The 17826-nt window shown below is 69.4% G+C and carries 23 protein-coding genes and 1 tRNA gene; 19 read left to right on the top strand and 5 right to left on the bottom strand.

All coding sequences use genetic code 11. The features are described 5' to 3' along the window. The first annotated feature begins 2 nt into the window (after positions 1-2). The 10 genes from J7E88_RS23115 (at position 3) to J7E88_RS23070 (ending at position 5236) form a co-directional block, all read left to right on the top strand. Positions 3-641 (top strand): DUF2637 domain-containing protein, encoded by a 639-nt coding sequence (locus J7E88_RS23115; RefSeq protein ID WP_215184082.1) that lies wholly within the window; start codon positions 3-5, stop codon positions 639-641. 15 nt (positions 642-656) lie between these two features. Continuing rightward, a complete protein-coding gene (locus J7E88_RS23110; protein WP_134407505.1) occupies positions 657-845 on the top strand; it encodes a mobile element transfer protein in 189 nt (62 codons plus the stop codon). 19 nt (positions 846-864) lie between these two features. After that, positions 865-1020, top strand: a complete 156-nt coding sequence (locus J7E88_RS23105) for a hypothetical protein (protein ID WP_134407504.1) — start codon at positions 865-867, stop codon at positions 1018-1020. A gap of 22 nt (positions 1021-1042) precedes the next feature. Beyond that, positions 1043-1333 (top strand): SpdD protein, encoded by a 291-nt coding sequence (locus J7E88_RS23100; RefSeq protein ID WP_215184080.1) that lies wholly within the window; start codon positions 1043-1045, stop codon positions 1331-1333. Between the two features lie 89 nt (positions 1334-1422). Next, positions 1423-1980 carry a GGDEF domain-containing protein gene (locus J7E88_RS23095; protein ID WP_215184078.1) on the top strand — a complete coding sequence of 186 codons (558 nt, stop codon included), beginning with the start codon at positions 1423-1425 and terminating at the stop codon, positions 1978-1980. A gap of 107 nt (positions 1981-2087) precedes the next feature. Continuing rightward, on the top strand, positions 2088-2276 hold the full coding sequence (locus J7E88_RS23090) for a hypothetical protein (RefSeq protein WP_215184076.1): 189 nt from the start codon (positions 2088-2090) through the stop codon (positions 2274-2276). Then, on the top strand, positions 2276-2488 hold the full coding sequence (locus tag J7E88_RS23085; protein ID WP_215184074.1) for a hypothetical protein: 213 nt from the start codon (positions 2276-2278) through the stop codon (positions 2486-2488). Before J7E88_RS23090 ends, J7E88_RS23085 begins: the two co-directional genes overlap by 1 nt. Continuing rightward, positions 2485-3867, top strand: a complete 1383-nt coding sequence (repSA, locus tag J7E88_RS23080; protein WP_215184072.1) for a replication initiator protein RepSA — start codon at positions 2485-2487, stop codon at positions 3865-3867. The genes J7E88_RS23085 and repSA overlap by 4 nt, the downstream gene beginning before the upstream one ends. Then, a complete protein-coding gene (locus J7E88_RS23075; protein ID WP_215184070.1) occupies positions 3864-4076 on the top strand; it encodes an excisionase family DNA-binding protein in 213 nt (70 codons plus the stop codon). Before repSA ends, J7E88_RS23075 begins: the two co-directional genes overlap by 4 nt. After that, entirely contained in the window at positions 4076-5236 is a 1161-nt protein-coding gene (locus J7E88_RS23070; protein WP_215184068.1) for a site-specific integrase, read from the top strand. Before J7E88_RS23075 ends, J7E88_RS23070 begins: the two co-directional genes overlap by 1 nt. 51 nt (positions 5237-5287) lie before the next feature. Here J7E88_RS23070 and J7E88_RS23065 read toward each other — a convergent pair. Next, positions 5288-5361: transfer RNA gene (locus J7E88_RS23065), tRNA-Gly, on the bottom strand. Positions 5362-5591: 230 nt separating this feature from the next. Between J7E88_RS23065 and J7E88_RS23060 the strand changes: the two genes are divergently transcribed. From J7E88_RS23060 to J7E88_RS23030, 7 genes are all read left to right on the top strand, one after another. Then, positions 5592-5759 (top strand): hypothetical protein, encoded by a 168-nt coding sequence (locus tag J7E88_RS23060; protein ID WP_215184146.1) that lies wholly within the window; start codon positions 5592-5594, stop codon positions 5757-5759. A gap of 71 nt (positions 5760-5830) precedes the next feature. Then, positions 5831-6406 carry a dCTP deaminase gene (gene dcd, locus J7E88_RS23055; RefSeq protein WP_215184066.1) on the top strand — a complete coding sequence of 192 codons (576 nt, stop codon included), beginning with the start codon at positions 5831-5833 and terminating at the stop codon, positions 6404-6406. Positions 6407-6413: 7 nt separating this feature from the next. Then, a complete protein-coding gene (locus tag J7E88_RS23050) occupies positions 6414-6923 on the top strand; it encodes a phosphoribosyltransferase (protein ID WP_215184064.1) in 510 nt (169 codons plus the stop codon). A 565-nt stretch (positions 6924-7488) separates the two neighbouring features. Further along, positions 7489-8064: a hypothetical protein gene (locus tag J7E88_RS23045; RefSeq protein ID WP_215184062.1), complete on the top strand. Its 576-nt coding sequence runs from the start codon at positions 7489-7491 to the stop codon at positions 8062-8064. Position 8065: 1 nt separating this feature from the next. Further along, on the top strand, positions 8066-8494 hold the full coding sequence (locus J7E88_RS23040) for a phage holin family protein (protein ID WP_215184060.1): 429 nt from the start codon (positions 8066-8068) through the stop codon (positions 8492-8494). Next, positions 8470-9117, top strand: coding sequence for a DUF3618 domain-containing protein (locus J7E88_RS23035; protein ID WP_215184058.1), 648 nt, complete (start codon positions 8470-8472; stop codon positions 9115-9117). Before J7E88_RS23040 ends, J7E88_RS23035 begins: the two co-directional genes overlap by 25 nt. 166 nt (positions 9118-9283) lie before the next feature. Beyond that, a complete protein-coding gene (locus J7E88_RS23030) occupies positions 9284-10264 on the top strand; it encodes a YihY/virulence factor BrkB family protein (RefSeq protein WP_374196310.1) in 981 nt (326 codons plus the stop codon). Here the strand turns inward: J7E88_RS23030 and J7E88_RS23025 are convergent. From J7E88_RS23025 to J7E88_RS23010, 4 genes are all read right to left on the bottom strand, one after another. Continuing rightward, complete coding sequence (locus J7E88_RS23025; protein WP_215184056.1) at positions 10231-10701, bottom strand: helix-turn-helix domain-containing protein; 471 nt, start codon at positions 10699-10701, stop codon at positions 10231-10233. The two genes, J7E88_RS23030 and J7E88_RS23025, sit on opposite strands and share 34 nt — an antisense overlap. Before the next feature lie 169 nt (positions 10702-10870). Beyond that, positions 10871-11764, bottom strand: a complete 894-nt coding sequence (locus J7E88_RS23020) for a Yip1 family protein (RefSeq protein ID WP_215184054.1) — start codon at positions 11762-11764, stop codon at positions 10871-10873. Positions 11765-12101: 337 nt separating this feature from the next. After that, positions 12102-14372 (bottom strand): (Fe-S)-binding protein, encoded by a 2271-nt coding sequence (locus tag J7E88_RS23015; RefSeq protein WP_215184052.1) that lies wholly within the window; start codon positions 14370-14372, stop codon positions 12102-12104. A 130-nt stretch (positions 14373-14502) separates the two neighbouring features. After that, a complete protein-coding gene (locus J7E88_RS23010; RefSeq protein ID WP_215184050.1) occupies positions 14503-15024 on the bottom strand; it encodes a sugar transferase in 522 nt (173 codons plus the stop codon). A 285-nt stretch (positions 15025-15309) separates the two neighbouring features. On the opposite strand from J7E88_RS23010, the gene dnaK reads away from it, so the two are divergent. Together dnaK and grpE are read left to right on the top strand one after the other, a co-directional pair. Further along, a complete protein-coding gene (dnaK, locus tag J7E88_RS23005) occupies positions 15310-17157 on the top strand; it encodes a molecular chaperone DnaK (RefSeq protein ID WP_215184048.1) in 1848 nt (615 codons plus the stop codon). Beyond that, positions 17154-17804 (top strand): nucleotide exchange factor GrpE, encoded by a 651-nt coding sequence (gene grpE, locus J7E88_RS23000; RefSeq protein WP_215184046.1) that lies wholly within the window; start codon positions 17154-17156, stop codon positions 17802-17804. Before dnaK ends, grpE begins: the two co-directional genes overlap by 4 nt. The last annotated feature ends 22 nt before the right edge of the window (positions 17805-17826 follow it).

Raw genomic sequence — 17826 nt, 5'->3', positions numbered from 1 at the left:
TCATGCGCCCATCGCTCCGACTCGACGCCGTCCTCGTGCAAGCCGTGATCGCCGGGGCCCTGTCCTTCTCCCACCTGCACGACCTGGCGGAGGCCGCCGGACAGCACGGCTGGAAGGCATGGGCCTACCCGGTGTCCGTGGACCTGCTGCTCGTCGCCGCCTGGCGTCGGCTCCGCACGCTGAGGGATGCGGGCGCGTCGCGAGGGGCTGCCTGGACCTGGTTCGCCGTCGCCCTCGCCGCCTCCCTCGGGGCGAACGTCGCCACGGCCGGGCTGCTCGACCTGAACGACGTGCCGGACTGGCTGCGCATCCTCGTCGCCGGTTGGCCGGCGCTCGCCTTCCTCGGCGGCACGCTCCTCGTGCACACCCCGGAAGCCCCGCGGCCCGCGCCCGAGCCTGTCGCCCAGGAGGACACGGCACCCGAGGTCGTACGGGCGGAGATTCCCGAGGACGAGCCCGCTTCGGCTCCGGAACTCCCGGCCGCCGGCCCCGCGGTACCGCCCGCCCTCATCGCACACGCCCGGAAGCTCGCCGACTCGCACCGCTCGGCGACCGGACGCGACATCGACGCCGACACCCTGCGCTCCCGGCTCGGCGTCCCCGCCCCGATGGCCGACGCCATCGCCGCCCGACTCGCCTGAGAGGAGGTGATCCGCATGCCGCGCAACCGCTTCTGGGACGTCGACCGCATCGGCCCCGTCCAGATCGGAACCCACCGCGACCGGCAGGGCCGCGAGGCGCACGCCGCCGCCTGCACCGCACCCGGCTGCGACTGGTCGGCCGACTACCTCAACCGCGCCGCCGCCGAGCTGGCCGCCCGCACCCACCGCTGCAACCCACGCTGACCACACAGGAGACCACGCCATGGACGTACCGCTCTGGCTCGCACTGATCGTCGTCGGCGCCCTCGGCATCAAGCTCGTCCGCCCGCCCTGGTGGCTCGTCGCCGTGCTCCTCCTCGGCGGCTACCTCCTCGCCGACAGCCTCCTCGCACCGGTCATCGACCCGCTCGCCAAGTAACCACCCGGAAAGGACACGGCCCGTGTTCAAGCCCAAGTACCCGCCCTCCGACACCTACGACGCACTCACCAGCCGCATCGCCTCCGCGCCCGTCCCGGCCGAACGGCCCGTCGCGCTGGCGGCCCCGCACCGCCCCGGGCTCGTCGACCAGGTCCGCGCCAACCCGGCCGCCACGATCACCGGCGTCGTCGCCGTCGGCGCGGTCCTCGTCTCCATGCTCCTGGCCGTGGCCATCACCGGCCTCGCGCTCTCCATCAGCGGCGTCGTCCTCCTGGTCCTGGTCCGCATGCTCCGCCAGGAATTCCGCCGCTGACCGGCCTCCGGGCGGTGCCACAAGCCGCCAAGCATCGCCACCGCCCGGACGGCCCACGCACCTCTTCCAACCGCAACGAAGGGACAACCGTGGACACCCAAGCGCTCGCCTTATCCCTGCCGCTGGTCGGCTGGGCCGCACACTCCGGCTACCTCACCCACCGACTGGCCACCGCCCGCCGCGACCCGCTCACCGGCCTGCGAACCCGCGCCGGATGGACCACACGGGCCGAACGCATCATCCGCCGCCACCGCGACGCCGTCGTCCTGCTCCTGGACGTCGACGACTTCAAGTACCTCAACGACACGCACGGCCATGCCGCCGGAGACGCGGTACTGACCGCCATCGCCGCTCGCCTCACCGCCTGGTGCGGCCGACACGGCATCGCCGGGCGCTTCGGCGGAGACGAGTTCGTCGCCGTCGTCCGCTCCGCCGGCACCGAGGACATCGACCGCCTCGTCGACCTCCTCCACGAACCGCTCGCCCACGCCGGTGAACGCATCCCGCTCTACGTGTCCACCGGGGCATCCTGCGTCGCGGACCTGCCGCTGCGAAGGCTCTCCGACGCGCTCTCCGCCGCCGACGCCGCCATGTACGAGATCAAGGGCAAGGCCGGCCGCCGCGGGACCCGCACCCTCGCGCGCTGAACCACAGCCACGCACTGACCGGCCCCCGGGCGGCGCACAAGCCGCCAAGCATCGCCGCCGCCCGGACGGTCCGGCCCCTTCCAACCGCAATCGAAAGGACCACCATCATGTCCCAGCCCACCCCTGCCCGGACACGCGTGTGCCCCGACTGCGACGGCTTCCCCGCCGTCAAGGTCACCCTCGGCGGCCGCGACCGGGCCGGACACCTCCGCACCGTCACCGCGCACTGCACGGCCTGCCACGGCACAGGCACCCGCCTCCTGTCCTCCATCAACCGGGCGGAGGTGTCGGCCTGATGGGTCTCTTCAGCAGGCGCGAGCCCGACGACTACGACATGCAGGAAGCAATCGACCGCGCCAAGCGCGACGGTGCCCACATCCGGGAAGTACGGGAGGCACACAAGGTCCATGACTTCTTGCGGCCCGAGCCGAAGAAGGCTCGTGGCAAGAACCTGAGCGGCCCTGTGAGCAATGACGTCAGCACCGCCAAGGGGAGGCGGCGCTGGTGACCGACACCGCGACCATCGCGGGCCTGGACCCGGCCACCCTCGGCGACCTGCTGCGGGTGGCCGGGTCCACCGGCTTCGACCGCTGGCGTGACCAGATCCGCCGCACCGGCGGCTGCGCCAACCCCATCCACCTGTCCGGCTGGACCCTCACCAAGGACAAGACCACCGGCGACACGCTGCACCGCTACTCGACCGACACCGAGCCCGACGGTCGGCTCCGCGTCGCCTGCGGCAACCGCCGCGCGTCCCGTTGCCCGGCCTGTGCGTGGATGTACGCCGCCGACACCTACCACCTGATCCGCGCCGGGCTCGCGGGCGACCAGGACAAGGACGTACCCGCCACCGTCCGCGACCACCCCCGGGTCTTCGCCACCCTCACCGCACCGTCGTTCGGCCGCGTCCACAACCGCCCCGACTCCGGCCGCTGCCGCTGCGGCCTCCGGCACCCGGCGGACGACGACACACTCGGCACACCGATCGACCCGGCCACCTACGACTACGCCGCGGCGGTCCTCTTCAACAACCACGCCGGGGAGCTCTGGCAGCGCTTCACCAACCGGCTCCGCCGCGAGATCGCCGCCCGCGCCGGCATCACACAGCGCGAACTCAAGGAACGCGCCCGGGTCTCCTACGGCAAGGTCGCCGAGTTCCAGAAGCGCGGCGCCGTCCACTTCCACGCCGTCGTACGCCTCGACGGACCCGACGGCCCCGAATCGGCGCCGCCGTCCTGGGCCACCGTGCAGCTGCTCACCGACGCCATCCGCGCCGCGGTCGCCCACTCCTACACGACCATCACCGTCCCAGCCGCCGCCGACCACCCCGCCCGCACACTGCGCTGGGGCACCCAGCTCGACATCCGACCCGTCCGCGCCTTCGAGGCCGGCACCGCCATCACCGAACAGGCCGTCGCCTCCTACGTCGCCAAATACGCCACCAAAGCGGCCGAGACGACCGGCACCGTAGACCGCCGCATCGGCAACCGTGAAGCCCTGGTCCTCCTCGAGGTCCCCGACCACCCACGCCGCCTCATCGAAGCGTGCTTCGACCTGGATGCCGCGTATCCCGACCGGCGGCTGAGGGTCTGGGCCCACATGCTCGGCTTTCGCGGCCACTTCTCCAGCAAGTCCCGGCGCTACTCGACGACCCTCGGCGCCCTTCGCCAGATCCGCGCCGACTACCGCGCCGCCCAGCAACGCGACGAACTCGGCCGGCCCGACCCGGACCAGGACCCGACCATCCTCGTCCTGGCCGACTGGCGATTCGCAGGACAGGGCCACAGCCCCGGCGAATCCGTCCTCGCCGCCTCCATCGCCAGAGACATCCAGCTCAACCGCCAAACCGCCCGCGAAGCACTTGCCTTGGAAGGAGACCGGCCGTGAGTGACCTCCTGCTGACCGTCGAGCAAGCCGCCGAACGCCTCGGCACCACCGCCCGCTTCCCGCGGCGACTCATCGCCGAACGGCGGATCGCCTTCGTCAAGATCGGACGCCACGTGCGGATCGCGGAGAGCGTGCTGAACGCCTACATCGACGGCAACACCGTCCAGCCCATCCGCCGTCGCCGTGCTCGGTACGGGAGGGCTGCCTGATGGCCAACAGGAGAGGCAAGCGGCGGGCATTCGGGGCGGTGCGGAAGCTGCCTTCCGGGCGGTACCAAGCTCGGTATCCCGGCCCGGACGGTGTCATGCGGCCGGCGCCCGAGACCTTCGCGACCGTGCGCGACGCTGACGACTGGCTCGCCGAGAAGCGGACCGAGATCCGCCGTGGTGACTGGCAGGACCCGGACGCCGGAGCGGTCAACTTCGAGGAGTACGCGACCCTGTGGGTCAAGGAACGGCGGCTGTCCCCGACGACCGACGAGCTGTACCGGCGGCTCCTCCGGCTGCACATCCTGCCCGCCTTCGAGGACCTGGACCTCGACGAGATCACGGCTCCGCGCGTGCGCTCCTGGCGCTCGGAACGGCTCGACTCGACCGGGGCGGAGACCACCGTCGCCAAGAGCTATCGCCTACTGAAGGCCATCCTGGAGACGGCCGTCGAGGACGAGCTGATCCGACGCAACCCGTGCCGCATCCGGGGGGCGGGAAAGGAGACAGCGGCCGAACGGCCCGTCGCCACCGTCGACCAGGTCGACGCGCTCGCCGACGCCCTCGGTCCACGCTGGCGCCTGATGGTCTACCTCGGCGCATATGGTCCCCTCCGCCCGGAGGAACAGGCCGAGCTGCGCCGCAAGGATGTGGACCTCGGCAACCTGACGATCCGCGTTCGGCAGGCCGCGCCGGAATTGACCACCGGCAAGCGGGCCGAAGGGCCGACCAAGTCGGAGGCGGGCAAGCGGCTCGTCGTCCTGCCGGCCTTTCTGCGGACCGACCTTCGACGGCACCTCGACTGGTACGCCGAGAAGGGCCCGGACGGGCTGCTGTTCGTGGGGGAAAAGGGCAAGCCGTTCCGGCGGTCCACCTTCGGGCGGAAGTGGCGTACTGCCCGTACGAGGGTGGGTCTCCCCGACGGCTTCCGCTTCTACGACCTTCGTCACACCGGACACACCCTGACGACCCGCTCCGGCGCGACGCTCAAGGACACGATGGTGCGCGCCGGACAGTCGACCGAGCGGGCCGCGCTGATCTATCAGCACTCGGATGTCGACCGTCAGCGGGAGGTCGCGGCCGGTCTCGACAGGCTCGTCCGGCAGCGGCGTAATGCAGTGGATGCGCCAGCATCTGGCACGGATGTGGCACGGGACGCTTAAACAGGTCCAGACAACAAGAAAGGCCCGGGTCTCTGACCTGGGCCTTCTGCATGGAGCGGGTGACGGGAATCGAACCCGCGCTCTGAGCTTGGGAAGCTCATGTTCTACCATTAAACTACACCCGCGCAGCGGACCGGTGATCAGCTCCGCATCGTCGCACACTCTACCCCATTCCTCACCCCTCGGCGTATGTCGCCGCGGGGTGTTCGTGGTGCCCCGGGCTCGGATGTGTGTGCGGGGGGCGGGAGTTGAGGCGTAACCTCGGGTGCGGAGTGCCGCCTGTGGTGGCGTCCTGGTCATCCCCTAATGTGTGCCTTCGTCCGCATTTCGTTGGGGAAGGGGCCCGATGGACTTGATGGAGCGCACCGTCGTCCGCTGTGCCGAGGGGCACGTGTTCACCACCACCTCGTTTCCGATGCAGCAGCTCGGCGCCGACCGGCTCGGGCCGGGGCGGCTGATCCGGTGTCCGCGGTGTGCGCGGCTGCGTCATGCCGTGCCCGTGGTGGAACAGAACAAGCGGTAGCACCCGGCGGCGGGGCGCGCGGGCCGGAGTCCGATTGGGGGCCGCCCGCGCGCTCTGCGTATCCTCGGGGCGTGCTTCTCTCTGACAAGGACATCCGGGCCGAGATCGACGCCGGGCGCGTGCGCATCGATCCGTACGACGAATCCATGGTGCAGCCCTCGAGCATCGATGTGCGGCTGGACCGCTACTTCCGGGTGTTCGAGAATCACCGTTACCCCCACATCGATCCTGCCGTCGAGCAGGCCGATCTGACGCGGCTCGTCGAGCCGGAGGGCGACGAGGCGTTCATCCTGCACCCCGGCGAGTTCGTGCTCGCCTCGACCTACGAGGTCATCTCGCTGCCGGACGATCTCGCCTCGCGGCTGGAGGGCAAGAGCTCCCTCGGGCGGCTGGGTCTGGTGACGCACTCGACGGCCGGCTTCATCGACCCCGGCTTCTCCGGGCACGTCACCCTGGAGCTCTCCAACCTCGCCACCCTGCCGATCAAGCTGTGGCCCGGGATGAAGATCGGGCAGCTCTGCATGTTCCGGCTCACCTCCCCCGCCGAGGAGCCGTACGGGAGTGAGCGCTACGGGTCCCGGTATCAGGGTCAGCGGGGCCCGACGGCCTCCCGCTCCTTCATGAATTTCCATCGGACACAGGTGTGAAACGATCATGAGTGACGTACGGGAGAACCTGACGTACGAGAGGTTCGGCGGCGCGGTCCGCGAGCTCGCGCAGACCATCGCCGACGACGGGTACGAGCCCGACATCGTGCTCTCCATCGCCCGCGGCGGTGTCTTCGTCGCCGGCGGTCTGGCGTACGCCCTGGACTGCAAGAACATCCACCTGGTCAATGTGGAGTTCTACACCGGTGTGGGCACGACGCTGGAGATGCCGGTCATGCTGGCGCCGGTGCCCAACGCCATCGACTTCTCCGACAAGAAGGTCCTGATCGCCGACGACGTCGCCGACACGGGCAAGACGCTCAAGCTGGTGCGTGACTTCTGCGTCGACCATGTCGCCGAGGTCCGCAGCGCCGTGATCTACGAGAAGTCGCACTCGCTGGTGAAGTGCGAGTACGTCTGGAAGCGCACCGACGACTGGATCAACTTCCCCTGGTCTGTGTTGCCTCCGTGCCGTAAGTCCGGCACACCGATCACTCCATCACGCGAGGCTCTGTAGATTCAGCCTGACCTGCATTCAGTACGCCCCAGACGGCACGGCTGCCGACCAGGAGGCGTATAGGCATTGCTGCGCCGCCTGGTCGTGGCGGTGCCGTCCCCCCGGTGGCGTCCTGCCGCCGCAGATCACCGCGGGTGCGGCACTTCGCCGTCGCCTGCGCACGGGGCGGGTGCTCCCTTGCCACGTCCCGTGCCCACGCCTCAGCGGCGGCCCCGCTCGCCGGGTACCGGCACCGACCGGGTCAGCCGCGGCGACAGCCGTCAGGTGCCCGTGACCGGTCTCCTCCTCGACCAGACCCACGTACTGCACAGCAGCCTCCGCCGATGCGTCCCCGGTCATGACCGCACCCCAACCCCCTGCGGCCGCAACAGGCAGACCCGAGCAGGCGAACCACGCACTTCCGTCAGCAGATTCCGGCTCTGGCCGTGTTCCGGGTGCGTGTTTCCCCGGGACAGGTTGCGGTTACCCGGGCGACCAGAGTGAAAGAGCGCCGGGTTCGTGGTGCCAGGCCCAGATCCGGGCCTTCGCGCGGCGGGCCGGGGCGTAGTCGAAGGAGGGATGGCTTATGAGTGATGCCGGACGCGTGCAGCAAACGGGGCAGGCCGCGAAGGAGCAGGCGTCGACTACGGCGGGCCAGGCCGGGCAGGCGGCCGGTGAGGTGGCGGGGACCGCTGCCGAGCAGGCCAGGGCGGTGGCGGGTGAGGCGCGTCAACAGGCCGGGAGCGCGGTGCGTGACCTGAGGCAGCGGGTGATGGAGGAAGGCCAGGGGCAGGCGGAGAGGCTGGCCGGGACCGTGCGGCAGTGGGCGGACGATCTCGCAGGGCTGGCGCGGAATGCTCCTGGAGACTCGCCGGCCCGCAGCCTTGCGGCCCAGGCCTCCGACCAAGGACATCGTGCGGCGGACTATCTGGACAAGAATGGCGTGGAGGGCTTGGTAGGCGATCTGCAGGGCTTCGCGCGCCGGCGGCCGGGGGCGTTCCTGGGCGGTGCGGTGGTGGCCGGTCTTGTGGTCGGCCGTCTCGCGAAGGCCGGCAAGGCCCAGTCCTCCGACGGTGGACGGCAAGCCCCTGCCCGTCAGGAGAGCAGTCCGCTGCCGCAGAGCCCTGTGCGGCCGGAGCTGCCCGGGTATCCGGGGGTGTGAGATGTCGTCGATCGCCCCGAAGTCGCCGCAGGAGCGGACGGATCCGCCAGAGCAGGACCGGTCTGTCGGCGAGCTGTTGTCCGCCGTGACGTCGGACGTGCAGTCGCTGTTCCGGCAGGAGGTGGAGCTGGCCAAGGCCGAGATCCGAGAGGAGGCGACGAAGGCGGGCAAGGCCGCCGGAATGTTCGGCGGAGCCGGGTTCGCCGGCTACATGGTCGCCCTGTTCCTCTCGCTGGCGGCCGTGCTCGGGCTGGCCAATGTGATGGACGCCGGCTGGGCAGCACTGATCATCACCGCCGTGTGGGCGGTCATCGCGGCCGTGCTGTTCGTGATGGGCCGCTCCCGGATGCGGGAGGTCTCGCCCAAGCCGGAGCAGACCGTGGAGACGCTGAAGGAGGACGCACAGTGGGCACGTCACCCGACCAGGTAAGGGCCGACATAGAAGCGACACGCGACAGGCTCTCGCAGAACGTCGACCGGCTGGCCGACCGCACCAGCCCCAAGCAGATGATGCGACGGCGTACCAACCGGGTGCGCTCGGCGGCATCGGGCCTGCGGCATCGGGTCATGGGGGTCGCGTCGGACACCAGCGGCCAGGCCGCCGACACGACACGTCAGGCGGCGCAGTCGGCGCAGGAGAGCGCCGGACAGATGGGCGAAGCCGTCAAGCAGGCCCCGGAACAGGCGATGCGGCAGACGCAGGGCAATCCGCTGGCGGCCGGCCTGATCGCATTCGGCGCCGGGTTGCTGGCCGCATCCCTGCTGCCCGCCTCGCAAGCGGAGGAGCAGGCAGCGAGCCGGATCTCCGACCAGGCCAGTGAGGCCATCGAGCCGGTCAAGCAAGCCGCGATGGAAACGGCCCAGCACCTGAAGGAGGACGCCACCGAGACCGCGAAGCAGGCCGCCGGTGAAGTCAAGGACACCGCCGCGGATGCCGCCCGTGCCACACGCGACGAGGCACGCGGCCAGGCAACCCAGGTCACCGAGCAGGCCCGCGAGTCCGGGCAGCAGGTCGCCGACGAAGCACGCAGGCAAAGCCCCGGCAGCCAGTAGTCCCGGCAGCCAGTAGTCCCGTGCCGGGACACACCACCGCCACAGGCAGGTCCGCCCTGCCGCCCGGTGGACCACCCGCCAGTGAGCGGGCCCGTGACGGCCGCCGCGCGGGCCGGGTCCCTCCTTCCCCGGCCTGGCGTGGCGGCATCGGAAGGAGGACTCGACCATGGCCCGGAACGCACGCGAGAAGGACGGCAACGGCGCACCTCGCCAAGGGCGAGGAGAGCGGCCGCCGGCCCAGGCGCCCACCCAGATGCCCAAACGGTCATGGGGCGCTGTACTGAAGCGCACCCTGAAGGAGTTCAAGGAAGACAACCTCACCGACTGGGCGGCCGCGCTGACCTACTACGGGGTCCTGGCGATCTTCCCCGCCCTGCTGGCCCTGATCTCGATCCTGGGCCTGCTGGGCAGCTCCACGATCAAACCCCTGATCGACAACCTGGGCAGCCTTGCCCCCGGGTCGGTGCGCGACATTCTGAACAGCATGCTGACCCAGCTGCAGAGCAGTCAGGGCAAGGCAGGGATAGCGCTGATCATCGGGCTCGTTGTCGCCCTGTGGTCGGCCTCCGGCTACATCGCCGCGTTCATGCGCGCCTCCAACGCCGTCTACGACATCGGCGAAGGACGGCCGGTGTGGAAGACGTTGCCCACCCGGCTGGTCATCACCGTCGTGGTTGTGGTGCTGCTGGCGCTGATCGCCATCGGCGTGGTCTTCACCGGCGCCCTCGCCCAGAAGACCGGGCAGGTCCTGGGGATCGGCGACACGGCCATGACGGTGTGGAACATCGCCAAGTGGCCGGTGATGGTCATCCTGTTCAGTCTGATCATCGCCCTGCTGTACTGGGCGTCCCCCAACGTCAAACGCGGCTTCCGCTGGGTCACCCCGGGCAGCCTGCTCGCCGTGCTCATCTGGCTCGTCGCCTCGGCTCTCTTCGCGCTGTACGTGGCTAATTTCTCCAGCTACGACAGGACCTACGGCAGCCTGGCGGCAGTCATCATCTTCCTGATCTGGCTGTGGATCTCCAACATCGCCATCCTCCTCGGCCTGGAATTCAACGCCGAACTCGAACGCGAACGCGCCATCGGCGCCGGCCACCCGCCCGGCGAAGAGCCCTATGTAGAACCCCGCGACACCCGCAAACTCTGACGGTGGTCCCGTGCGGAGTGGCACACCGTGGTGGCGCTCGTTCGCTCTACGCAGCTTGAAGCCCGAGTGCGCTCGTTGAAATCCGCGACGGGCGGGTGTGTGCCTAACGGCCATCCTGCGCCGCACGTCCTGCACCGCCTTGATCCAGCACAAGCAGGACAACGAGACCTGCTATACCGCCACCTTCGCCGGCTGACGGTGGACGGGCTGCGGCCCAGTTCGGCGGCGGTCGTGCGGGCCGTGGCCTTCTCCCGCAGCCGGTCGGCGATGTGAACGCGGTCAGCTTCTTGCAGGTAGCGAGAGCGAGCGGAAGGCGGCACCACCGGTCTTGCCGGTGGTGCCGCCTTGTTCGCGCCTGACGCGTTGCGTCCCCAGCGCCATCGCTTTCCGGTCCGGCGGTTGATCCCCAGGACCGGGCACGCTTCTGTGTTGCTCATGCCTTCCGCACGAGCTGGAAGTATGCCGCGCGCTCTGCGGTCAGCTTCCTCGCTCCCTGAGGCTTCCGGTCCTTGCGGATCTCGAAGTCCATCGCAATCCCTGAACTCCGGTGTTGCGACGACCGCTGGAACCCAAGATCTCTCCGGTGGGGCCTTTTCGATGCCCGGATCAGATCGTGCCCAGCTTGATGATCGACAGCAGCGCGATCAGCTGGATCGCCGACGCGCCCAGGGCCTTCGGCCACGGCAGGTCGTGGGACTTGCTCACCATCGAGGTGAACAGCGCCGCCGCCGCGAGCCAGGTCAGCCAGCCCAGGACCTGTACGAGGGAGTTCTCGCCGCCCAGGAAGACGGCGAAGATCAGGCGCGGTGCGTCCGTGACGGACATGATCAGCATGGAGAGGCCGACCGTCGGCTGCCACGCGCCGTCGCCGCCGAGCTGGCGGGCGAGCGTGTGCGTGACCGCGCCCAGGATCAGGCCGCTGAGCACGAACGCGACGCCGGTGATCAGCACGGACGGGATCGCGTTGGAGAGCGTCGCGTTGATCGCGTCGTCGCGCGGCTCGTCGAAGCCGAAGATCGCGAGCAGGCCGTAGAGGAACGTGACGACCAGCGCCGGGCCCCACACCGGGTAGTCGCGCATCTGGAGGAACGTCGGGCCGGGGCGCAGCACGATGCCGCTCAGCAGCTGCTTCCAGTGCAGCCTCGGGCCGACGGGCGCGGCCGGGGCCGTGCCGGCGCGGTAGGTGGCGCCGTCGCCGTATATGTCGTCGTCGTTGACGCTGAACGCCTGCGTGTGGCCGGGGTTGTTGGCCGCGTACGGGTCGGGGGCGGGCGGAGCCTGGTGGTACGGGTCGCCGAAGTACTCCGGCTCGTCGTACGCCCCTTGGTGCTGCTGCTGATACCCCTGAGGGCCGCCGCTCGTCCGGGGCCACTGCGGGGGCTGCTGCCCGTACGGGGGCGCGGCACGGCCGCCGCCCGGGTAGGGCGGCGGCGCCTGGGGCGCCTGCTGTTGTTGCGGGGTGCGGTTGTCCCGGCCGCGTCCGATCCTGAATCCAGCCACGTCATCGAACGTACCCGGTCCGCGCACGCGGGGTGACGGCGGACCGGGAACCGGGGGGCCTTTGCTGCCGAGCTGTGACATCCCCTAGGGGAACCCCGGGGGTTGGCCGCAGTATGCCTCCGCCGAGGTCAGGACAGGTGGAAGGGGTGAGGAGGCGGCGGGGAGTGAAGGCATGGAACGCCGGGAGCAGGGGCGGGGGCACGTCGAGGGTCTGCCTCGGCCGACCGGGGCCCCTCTGCGCCCCTCTCTCCGGCCGGAGAGAGCCGGAGAAAGACAGAAGCGGCCGGTCCTGCCCCCGAGGCAGGTCCGGCCGCGCTCCGTTCATGCGGGAAGACGGTTACTTCACCGGCTCCGGTTCCGGCGCGTCCGCCGCTTCCGCGGACGGCTCCGGGTCGGTCGGCGGGGTCTTCACCGAGTCGAGCAGCAGCTGCGCGACGTCGACGACCTGGAGCGACTCCTTGGCCTTGCCGTCGTTCTTCTTGCCGTTCACGGAGTCCGTGAGCATCACGAGGCAGAACGGGCAGGCCGTGGAGACGATGTCCGGGTTGAGGGACAGTGCCTCGTCGACGCGCTCGGTGTTGATGCGCTTGCCGATGCGCTCCTCCATCCACATGCGCGCACCGCCGGCGCCGCAGCAGAAGCCGCGTTCCTTGTGGCGGTGCATCTCCTGCTGGCGCAGGCCCGGGACGGCCGACATGATCTCGCGCGGGGGCGTGTAGACCTTGTTGTGGCGGCCCAGGTAACACGGGTCGTGGTAGGTGATCAGGCCGTCGACCGGGGTGACCGGGACGAGCTTGCCCTCGTCGATGAGGTGCTGCAGCAGCTGCGTGTGGTGGATGACCTCGAACTCGCCGCCCAGCTGCGGGTACTCGTTCGCGATCGTGTTGAAGCAGTGCGGGCAGGTCGCGACGATCTTCTTCGCCGACTTCGGCTTCTTCGTCGACTCGTCCTCGTCGTCCTCGCCGAAGGCCATGTTCAGCATGGCCACGTTCTCCTGGCCGAGCTGCTGGAACAGGGGCTCGTTGCCAAGGCGGCGGGGCGAGTCACCGGTGCACTTCTCGTCGCCGCCCATGATCGCGAACTTGACGCCCGCCATGTGCAGCAGTTCCGCGAAGGCCTTGGTGGTCTTCTTGGCGCGGTCCTCCAGGGCGCCGGCGCAGCCGACCCAGTAGAGGTAGTCGACCTCGCTGAGGTCCTCGACGTCCTTGCCGACGATCGGGACCTCGAAGTCGACCTCCTTGGTCCACTCGACGCGCTGCTTCTTGGCAAGACCCCAGGGGTTGCCCTTCTTCTCCAGGTTCTTGAGCATCGTGCCCGCCTCGGACGGGAACGAGGACTCGATCATGACCTGGTAGCGGCGCATGTCGACGATGTGGTCGATGTGCTCGATGTCGACCGGGCACTGCTCGACGCAGGCGCCGCACGTGGTGCAGGACCACAGCACGTCCGGGTCGATGACGCCGTTCTCCTCGAGCGTGCCGATCAGCGGGCGCTCGGCCTCGGCGAGGGCTGAGGCGGGGACGTCCTTCAGGGCCTCCTCGGAGGCCTTCTCGTCGCCCTCCATCGTCTTGCCGCCACCCGCGAGCAGGTACGGCGCCTTGGCGTGCGCGTGGTCGCGCAGCGACATGATCAGCAGCTTCGGGGAGAGCGGCTTGCCCGTGTTCCAGGCGGGGCACTGCGACTGGCAGCGGCCGCACTCGGTGCAGGTGGAGAAGTCGAGGATGCCCTTCCAGGAGAACTGCTCGACCTGGGAGACGCCGTAGACGTCGTCCTCGCCCGGGTCCTCGAAGTCGATCTCCTTGCCGCCGGACGTCATCGGCTGGAGCGCGCCGAGGGCGGTCGAGCCGTCGGCGTTGCGCTTGAACCAGATGTTGGGGAACGCCAGGAAGCGGTGCCAGGCCACACCCATGTTGATGTTGAGCGAGACCGTGATCATCCAGATCATGGTGGTGCTCAGCTTGATCATGGCGAAGAGGTAGACCAGGTTCTGCACCGCGCCCACGCTCAGGCCCTTGAGGGCCAGGACCAACGGGTACGAGGCGAAGTACGCGGCCTCGTAGTGGTCGACGTGGTGCAGGGCGCCCTCGAGGCCGCGCAGTACGTAGATGGCGAGGCCGATGGTGAGGATGACGTACTCGACGAAGTACGCCTGGCCCATCTTCGAGCCGGCGAACCGGGACTTGCGGCCGGGGCGCGAGGGCAGGTTCAGCAGGCGGATGACGATCAGCGTGGCGATGCCGAGGGTGGTCATCGCGCCGATGAACTCGATGTAGAGCTCGTACGGCAGGAAGCCGCCGATCACCGGCAGCGTCCAATCGGCCTGGAACAGCTGGCCGTACGCGGTGACGATCGTCGGCGGCAGCGTCAGGAAGCCGACCGCCACGAACCAGTGGGCGATTCCGACGATGCCCCACCGGTTCATCCGCGTGTGGCCGAGGAACTCCCTGACCAGGGTGACGCTGCGCTGGTAGGGGTTATCGGTCCGGGTGCCTGCGGGCACCGGCTGGCCCAGCTTGAAGTAGCGGACGAACTGGCCGATGGCGCGGGCGAGCAGCGCAACGCCGACCACGGTCAGGGTCAGCGACACAATGATCGCGGCGAGTTGCATGGAGGCTCCTCGGGCCTGCGAGGGTGGGAGGGCTTAGGCACTACTACTAAGCGGTAACTTATTCAGTCCGTGCTGAGCGTACCCACTTATTCCGCCGCACTGTAGCTGCGTGGGCGGTGATCTGTGTCGCTCAGGCAACCCTGACCGGAGGGCGCCCGGCGACCGCGGCGGGAACGGTTCTGGCCAGGATCATCAGGTCGAGTCCAAGCCAGTGCTGTTCCACATAATGCAGGTCGAGGACCGTCATTTCCTCCCAGGGCAGCTCGGACCGGCCGCTGATCTGCCACAGGCCCGTGATCCCTGGCCGTACGGCGAGACGAGCCCGCTCCGGCCCGGCCGGAGCCGGCTCCACGGGGAGCGGGCGCGGGCCGACGAGCGACATCTCCCCGCGCACCACGTTGACCAGTTGGGGAAGGCCGTCCAGGAAGTGGCGGCGCAGCGCCCGGCCCACCGGTGTGACCTGACCGGCGCGCATCGTGCGGAACGTGAACCTCTCGAAGGTGCGCCCGCCCAGGCCCGTACGCCGCGCGCGGTGCAGGGTCGGGCCCGGTGAGGTCACGGAGACGGCGATCGCGGCGGCCAGCAGGACCGGGGACAGTGTCAGCAGCAGGAAGAGGCTGCCTGCGAGATCGACGGCTCGCTTCGCCGACATGAGCGGTTCACCCTTCGTCGCGAATGATGGTTCTTGACCGTTTTTTACGGCTATGACTTTCGCAGACGGGTGCGAACGGAACCGTGCGCCACGCGCGCGGATCGGCGGGTGCCGCTGCACGCGGGAGGCATGCGGGAGAACGGTGTGCGCGCTGCGCCGGACCCGTCAGGGTGCACGTAAGGGCTGGATAAAAGTTGAGTCGCCCTGACTCAGGTCTGTTGACGCGAGGGGCACCGGTGGGGCATCCTTGAGCCAGTTCTACTCAAGTCAGCTGGAGGAATCGAAATGGCACGTGCGGTCGGCATCGACCTGGGCACGACTAACTCCGTCGTCAGCGTTCTGGAGGGCGGCGAGCCCACCGTCATCACCAACGCCGAGGGTGCCAGGACCACGCCGTCCGTCGTCGCCTTCGCGAAGAACGGTGAAGTGCTGGTCGGCGAGGTCGCCAAGCGTCAGGCGGTCACCAACGTCGACAGGACCATCCGGTCCGTCAAGCGCCACATGGGCACGGACTGGAAGATCGAGCTCGACGGGAAGAACTTCAACCCGCAGCAGATGAGCGCGTTCATCCTGCAGAAGCTCAAGCGCGACGCGGAGTCGTACCTGGGCGAGAAGGTCACGGACGCGGTCATCACCGTCCCGGCGTACTTCAACGACTCCGAGCGCCAGGCCACCAAGGAGGCCGGTGAGATCGCGGGTCTGAACGTCCTGCGCATCGTCAACGAGCCCACCGCGGCCGCCCTGGCCTACGGCCTGGACAAGGACGACCAGACGATCCTGGTCTTCGACCTCGGTGGCGGCACCTTCGACGTCTCGCTGCTCGAGATCGGCGACGGCGTCGTCGAGGTGAAGGCCACCAACGGTGACAACCACCTCGGTGGTGACGACTGGGACCAGCGCGTCGTCGACTACCTGGTGAAGCAGTTCGCGGGCGGCCACGGCGTCGACCTGTCCAAGGACAAGATGGCTCTCCAGCGTCTCCGCGAGGCCGCGGAGAAGGCGAAGATCGAGCTGTCGTCCTCGACCGAGACGACGATCAACCTGCCGTACATCACGGCCTCCGCCGAGGGCCCGCTGCACCTGGACGAGAAGCTCACGCGCTCCCAGTTCCAGCAGCTCACCGCGGACCTGCTCGACCGCTGCAAGACCCCGTTCCACAACGTCATCAAGGACGCCGGCATTCAGCTGTCCGAGATCGACCACGTGGTCCTGGTCGGCGGCTCGACCCGTATGCCCGCCGTCGCCGAGCTCGTCAAGGAGCTCACCGGCGGGCAGGACGCCAACAAGGGCGTCAACCCGGACGAGGTCGTCGCCATCGGCGCCGCGCTGCAGGCCGGTGTCCTCAAGGGTGAGGTCAAGGACGTCCTGCTCCTCGACGTGACCCCGCTGTCCCTGGGCATCGAGACCAAGGGCGGCATCATGACCAAGCTGATCGAGCGCAACACCACGATCCCGACCAAGCGGTCCGAGATCTTCACCACGGCCGAGGACAACCAGCCGTCCGTGCAGATCCAGGTCTACCAGGGCGAGCGCGAGATCGCGGCGTACAACAAGAAGCTCGGGATGTTCGAGCTGACCGGTCTGCCCCCGGCCCCCCGCGGGGTCCCGCAGATCGAGGTCGCCTTCGACATCGACGCCAACGGCATCATGCACGTGACCGCGAAGGACCTGGGCACGGGCAAGGAGCAGAAGATGACCGTCACCGGCGGCTCCTCGCTGCCGAAGGACGAGGTCGACCGCATGCGCCAGGAGGCCGAGAAGTACGCGGACGAGGACCACCGTCGCCGCGAGGCCGCCGAGACCCGTAACCAGGGCGAGCAGCTCGTCTACCAGACCGAGAAGTTCCTCAAGGACAACGAGGACAAGGTCCCCGGTGACGTCAAGACCGAGGTCGAGACCGCCCTCGCCGAGCTGAAGGAGAAGCTCAAGGGCGACGACACGGCCGAGATCCGCACCGCGACCGAGAAGGTCGCCGCGGTCAGCCAGAAGCTCGGCCAGGCGCTGTACGCGAACGCCGCCCCCGAGGGCGCGGCCGCGGGCGCCGACGCCGCCGGTGAGGCCAAGGCCGACGACGACGTCGTCGACGCCGAGATCGTGGACGACGAGAAGGACGTCAAGGGTGGTGCCGCGTGACGGAGGAGACTCCGGGCTTCGACAAGAAGCCCGACGTCCCCTCCGGCGCCGCCCCTGAGGACGCCGCCGAGTCCGCCGAGTCCTCCGAGAAGGAGGGCCCGGCGGCACCGGCAGGGGACGCAGCGAAGATCGCCGGTCTGACGGCACAGCTGGACCAGGTCCGTACGGCGCTCAACGAGCGCACGGCAGACCTCCAGCGGCTCCAGGCCGAGTACCAGAACTACCGCCGCCGCGTGGAGCGCGACAGGGTCACGGTCAAGGAGATCGCCACGGCGACGCTCCTGACCGAGCTGCTGCCCGTGCTCGACGACATCGGCCGTGCGCGGGAACACGGGGAGCTGGTGGGCGGGTTCAAATCCGTCGCCGAGTCCCTGGAGACGGCCGCGGCCAAGATGGGTCTGCAGCAGTTCGGCAAGGAGGGCGAGCCCTTCGACCCGACCGTGCACGAGGCCCTGATGCACTCGTACGCGCCGGATGTCACCGAGACGACGTGCGTCGCGGTGCTCCAGCCGGGGTACCGCATCGGCGAGCGCACGATCCGCCCCGCACGGGTCGCGGTGGCCGAGCCCCAGCCGGGCGCGGCGCCGACGGCGGCCAAGGAAGAGAAGCCGGCCGACGAGGAGAGCGGTGGCCCCGACGAGGGCTAGCGCGATGATCGTCCGAGAGGAG

Source organism: Streptomyces sp. ISL-10 (genome assembly GCF_018614575.1).
Classification (GTDB): domain Bacteria; phylum Actinomycetota; class Actinomycetes; order Streptomycetales; family Streptomycetaceae; genus Streptomyces.
This window is presented reverse-complemented; position numbering and strand designations above follow the sequence as displayed.

Excerpts from the sequence above, each read along its gene's own strand:
- J7E88_RS23085 (WP_215184074.1), top strand. The coding sequence starts at position 2,276 with ATGGGTCTCTTCAGCAGGCGCGAGCCCGACGACTACGACATGCAGGAA.
- J7E88_RS23030 (WP_374196310.1), top strand. The coding sequence starts at position 9,284 with ATGGCCCGGAACGCACGCGAGAAGGACGGCAACGGCGCACCTCGCCAA.
- dnaK (WP_215184048.1), top strand. The coding sequence starts at position 15,310 with ATGGCACGTGCGGTCGGCATCGACCTGGGCACGACTAACTCCGTCGTC.
- J7E88_RS23045 (WP_215184062.1), top strand. The coding sequence starts at position 7,489 with ATGAGTGATGCCGGACGCGTGCAGCAAACGGGGCAGGCCGCGAAGGAG.
- J7E88_RS23110 (WP_134407505.1), top strand. The coding sequence starts at position 657 with ATGCCGCGCAACCGCTTCTGGGACGTCGACCGCATCGGCCCCGTCCAG.
- J7E88_RS23115 (WP_215184082.1), top strand. The coding sequence starts at position 3 with ATGCGCCCATCGCTCCGACTCGACGCCGTCCTCGTGCAAGCCGTGATC.
- J7E88_RS23010 (WP_215184050.1), bottom strand. The coding sequence starts at position 15,024 with ATGTCGGCGAAGCGAGCCGTCGATCTCGCAGGCAGCCTCTTCCTGCTG.
- J7E88_RS23060 (WP_215184146.1), top strand. The coding sequence starts at position 5,592 with ATGGAGCGCACCGTCGTCCGCTGTGCCGAGGGGCACGTGTTCACCACC.
- J7E88_RS23015 (WP_215184052.1), bottom strand. The coding sequence starts at position 14,372 with ATGCAACTCGCCGCGATCATTGTGTCGCTGACCCTGACCGTGGTCGGC.
- J7E88_RS23050 (WP_215184064.1), top strand. The coding sequence starts at position 6,414 with ATGAGTGACGTACGGGAGAACCTGACGTACGAGAGGTTCGGCGGCGCG.
- J7E88_RS23105 (WP_134407504.1), top strand. The coding sequence starts at position 865 with ATGGACGTACCGCTCTGGCTCGCACTGATCGTCGTCGGCGCCCTCGGC.
- J7E88_RS23040 (WP_215184060.1), top strand. The coding sequence starts at position 8,066 with ATGTCGTCGATCGCCCCGAAGTCGCCGCAGGAGCGGACGGATCCGCCA.
- J7E88_RS23070 (WP_215184068.1), top strand. The coding sequence starts at position 4,076 with ATGGCCAACAGGAGAGGCAAGCGGCGGGCATTCGGGGCGGTGCGGAAG.
- J7E88_RS23090 (WP_215184076.1), top strand. The coding sequence starts at position 2,088 with ATGTCCCAGCCCACCCCTGCCCGGACACGCGTGTGCCCCGACTGCGAC.
- J7E88_RS23025 (WP_215184056.1), bottom strand. The coding sequence starts at position 10,701 with ATGAGCAACACAGAAGCGTGCCCGGTCCTGGGGATCAACCGCCGGACC.